The sequence below is a fragment of the Staphylococcus sp. EG-SA-17 genome (assembly GCF_017151845.1).
Lineage (GTDB): Bacteria > Bacillota > Bacilli > Staphylococcales > Staphylococcaceae > Staphylococcus > Staphylococcus aureus.
Map to the genome: position 1 here is coordinate 1 of NZ_JACVZO010000049.1, position 4,404 is coordinate 4,404.

3 protein-coding genes and 1 pseudogene are annotated in these 4,404 nt (G+C 34.4%); all 4 read right to left on the reverse strand.

Going from position 1 to position 4,404, the window contains the following annotated elements; genetic code table 11:
• On the reverse strand, window positions 1-2,458 hold a 2,458-nt coding region (gene clfA / locus IDG65_RS13640), incomplete at its 3' end, for an MSCRAMM family adhesin clumping factor ClfA (RefSeq protein ID WP_206174165.1).
• A 262-nt stretch (window positions 2,459-2,720) separates the two neighbouring features.
• The gene (locus IDG65_RS13645; RefSeq protein WP_001167158.1) at window positions 2,721-3,251 is read right to left on the reverse strand and encodes a GNAT family N-acetyltransferase; all 531 of its coding nucleotides are present in this window, start codon (window positions 3,249-3,251) and stop codon (window positions 2,721-2,723) included.
• A gap of 138 nt (window positions 3,252-3,389) precedes the next feature.
• Entirely contained in the window at window positions 3,390-3,911 is a 522-nt protein-coding gene (locus tag IDG65_RS13650) for a hypothetical protein (RefSeq protein WP_000608186.1), read from the reverse strand.
• 7 nt (window positions 3,912-3,918) lie between these two features.
• Window positions 3,919-4,074 (reverse strand): annotated as a pseudogene (locus tag IDG65_RS13655) (hypothetical protein).
• Window positions 4,075-4,404: the final 330 nt, after the last annotated feature.

Below are 4,404 nucleotides of genomic sequence, written 5' to 3' on the forward strand. Positions count from 1 at the left end.
CGGAGTCACTATCTGAGTCAGAATCGCTATCTGAATCCGAGTCACTGTCTGAGTCGGAATCGCTGTCTGAGTCTGAGTCACTGTCGGAATCTGAATCGCTGTCTGAGTCTGAATCACTGTCTGAGTCGGAATCGCTATCTGAATCCGAGTCGCTGTCTGAGTCTGAATCGCTATCTGAATCCGAGTCACTGTCTGAGTCTGAATCGCTATCTGAATCCGAATCACTGTCTGAGTCTGAGTCACTGTCGGAATCTGAATCGCTGTCGGAATCTGAGTCACTGTCGGAATCTGAATCGCTATCTGAATCTGAGTCGCTATCTGAATCTGAGTCACTATCTGAATCCGAATCGCTATCTGAATCTGAATCACTATCTGAATCTGAATCGCTGTCTGAGTCGGAGTCACTATCGGAATCTGAGTCGCTATCTGAGTCTGAGTCACTATCGGAATCTGAGTCACTGTCTGAGTCTGAATCGCTGTCTGAATCTGAATCACTCGCTGAATCTGAATCGCTCGCTGAATCTGAATCACTTGCTGAGTCTGAATCACTTGCTGAATCTGAATCACTTGCTGAGTCTGAATCACTTGCTGAATCTGAATCACTTGCTGAATCTGAATCACTTGCTGAGTCTGAATCACTTGCTGAATCTGAATCACTTGCTGAATCTGAATCGCTTGCTGAATCTGAACCACTATCTGATGTAGAATCACTACCCGAATCTGAACCGCTATCTGAATTAGAATCGCTGCCAGAATCTGAACCTGGGTCAGAATCTGAATCCTCTGGAATTGGTTCAATTTCACCAGGCTCATCAGGTTGTTCAGGAACAACTGGTTTATCGATACCGTCACCAGAGCCTGATCCGTTATTAAATGCTACTTCGTTGTCCCATGACATAGATCTCCATATAAAATTAGAATCATAACCATAAAATGTCGAACGTAGTGCTAAATCACCTGTACTAGCAGGATCAATATGGCCATTAACAACTACAATATACGGTGTTGTAATTTGGTCATCGTCCGTAGGAAATTCTACTTTGTATTGATTAGCATTTGGAAATGAAATTCTAACTTGATTAGTTACATCTTCAAAATCGCTAGGATTCACATAATAACTTTCAGATAAATCATTAGCATTATCGACTCTATAAACTTTAATATCAGTGTTTTTTGCATCTATTAACGCATTACTCTTTGTATTAGGAATTAAATTACCTGTTAAGGCAGGTAACACAACGTTATCTCCGCTTGGATTGACATAAATTGTTTGGCGATACGTATTATTTGTTTTATCGATTTGATCAATCGTACCTTTAATTGATAAATTATGGAATTGTCCATATTTCTCATAGTCGATTAATACTGTCTTACTAGCAGTATTGGTTCCTATGCCAGTTGTCAATGTCACATTACCTGTCTTTGTAACATTTTCAGGGTCAATATAAGCTGGCATAGTAATATTAGCTGTTACATTTTCTTTATTATCAACATAGTCTGTAAATGTATAAATAACATTACCATCACTATCGATTACACCATTTGCCAATACTTGATCTCCGGCCATAATTGGTGGCACCTTAGCAGTTGAAGTTACACCATTTAAGTTTAATTCTTTAGGTACAGTTATTTTGAATGTGTCACCTTTAACAGCAGAATTAGGGACTGAAAAACCATAATTCAGTTTGACATAACCTGCTTGGTGCGGATACACAGTCGTACCAGAGTCAATAGTAACTTTCACATCTGTCAACTGATTCGTAATATCTGTGCCAGCAGCCGGTGCATCTGCAGCTACTGCCGCTAAACTAAATGCTCTCATTCTAGGCGCACTTGTATTAACCGCTTGATTAACTACATCTTTATTACTTGCATCTGTACTCTGTGGAGCTGATTCATTGTTTGAAGGTGTTGCTTCAGTTGAAGTATCTTGCGTTGTTGAAACATTTTCCGCATTTGTAGAATTTTGAGGTGAATTTACAGATGATACTGTATTAGTATCATTAGAAGTCGTTTCATTATTTGTTTGATTCACTAATTCCTCCGCATTTGTATTGCTTGATTGAGTTGTTGCCGGTGTATTAGCTTGATTCGTTGCCGTAGTAGTAGCTTCACCAGTTGCCGGAGTTTCTTCCGTAGTTGCATTTGTTGATGCTGATTGTGTCGTTTCCTGTTGTGCCGGATTTTGCGCCACACTTGTTTCGCCACTATTAGTGTTTGACGTTGTTTTAGTATCACTCACGTTTGTGTCGACTGTTTTAGGTGCAGCACTAACGCTACTTGAATCATTACTTTTGCTTTCGTTACTTGCGCTATCGGATTGCGTAACACTATTTTCACTTGCATCTGCTTCTTTACTGCTGAGTAGTCCAAAACCGATTAACGTACCTACAAGCACTGAAGCCACGCCAATCGATTTTTTCCGAATTGCGTGTTTTTCTTTTTTCTTCATATTCATTTTATTCCCTCTTTTTAAAAAGTCATTTTATATTAACTGTATACCCTTTAAAGATATATTTAATCTCCATTAATGCAATTATACACTAAAATTGCATTATAGCAATTAATTTGTATCGATTTTTTATTATCCACAATAATACTTTCCTAACAAACATTTTATTTATTGCTATTTTATAAATTGCAAACGACAACGTGCGATTTCATTGCGAACAATTTGTATTATTAATATGAACTCTGCCTAATGTAATCCTATCTTGAAATCATATTTTTTCAAAAGCAGATGTGTAATTTATGGTACCTGTTTTTCCCGCTAAACTGTTCACTTTTAATTCTTTAATTAAAAACGCTTCGTCTGGTATACCATCATATGGTGGATAAATGTCGTACATACTTGCGCGTTGATATCCTAGATTGGCATAATACGTCGGCCATCCTAATACACTGATAAAATTATATCCTTTTAATATTGCTTCTCGTTCTAATGCTTGAATCAATCGCTTCCCTATACCTTTATTTTGATGATGAATATCAACAGATACAGGTGCTAACACTAATCCAATTTCCCGTTGTGCTCCGTTATCAAGATAAACTTCACTTAGTAAACCGTGCCCTACAACTTCGTTTTGAAGAACAGCTACTATTTCTAAGTTATTGTCATACGTATCACTTAGACGAATTTGGTCTACTAGCTCTGATTCATTACCATAACCATGTTCACTATTTTCAAATGCCGTTCTAATTAACTGGTCAACTTGAGCAAAGTCATGTTGATGTATTTGTCTAATTTGCATCTTTGCCCCTCCTTTTAGTTCTATCTTATAGAAAAATGCTTTACAACATAAAGTAATATTTTATAGTAATGACGCCATTATTTCATTAAAATTGAATGATATTTTTCGCAATAAACAACTACCCTCTTAAATCAATTTTTAGATAAACTGCAAATCATAAATTTCTTTATTATTATAAGTATTAAAACGGTCGATTTGACCTTTTAATATAACTTCCTGTTGTTTGCGACTTACATTATGATAATAAGTCATACGTACATTCAAATCAGCTTCATAACCATTGTTCTCAATCGTTCTTTCTAATTCTTCGTACACATTTTTATTAATTGGTAACATGTACCCTTCTTTACTAGGTAAAATATTCACGTATTTTTTCTGAATGACTTTATCATTACCCAATAAAACCTCTATTGCAATTTTTTTAGCAGCACCGCCACCTAAATTATATAGTTTAATATAATCTTTATGATGATGCTCTTCTGTTGCCGAATTCATTATATTAAGTTGATCACCCTCCCTTTCTAATAAAATTTGGTTAAAACCTAAAGCTGGCAGAAAGCTAATTTTCATTTGATAAAGTTGAACTGAAACTGATACAAAATAAAATAAAGCCATAATAAATGTCCCAATAGATCCTATAGCTGAAATAATATTAATCATTAAGATATCAACCTTCCCATAAGAAATTTATATGATTAATTACAAACTGAAAAAGCATTTTACTTAATCGTTTATATCCAAAAACAATCATTTTAAACGTTATATTCGACTACTCATATAAAAAGTTTTGCTTTAAAGCCTTAAGTAATTTTTTAACCATCAAGTACGATTATTATTACGGCAATCTATTTGCATTGACTAAAGAATACAATAACGCTTTTGAGAGCTTCCATCTTTGACCAGTATTTTCCAAATTAATAACACGTCTTCTTCAATACATATTCATCTCATACAAATAAGTTGATTTTTTTATTTTTATAAACGCAATTTCTTAACAAATCAAAATTTTACATTTAAATCTTTCGATATATTACAAGTTTTTTAAAAAAGTAATATATTTCTATCAATAAAAGTAATATAATATTAGTAATTATAGTTTCATTAATTTATTGCAACAATACATAGAATTATTATTACAAGAATTATTTAATAT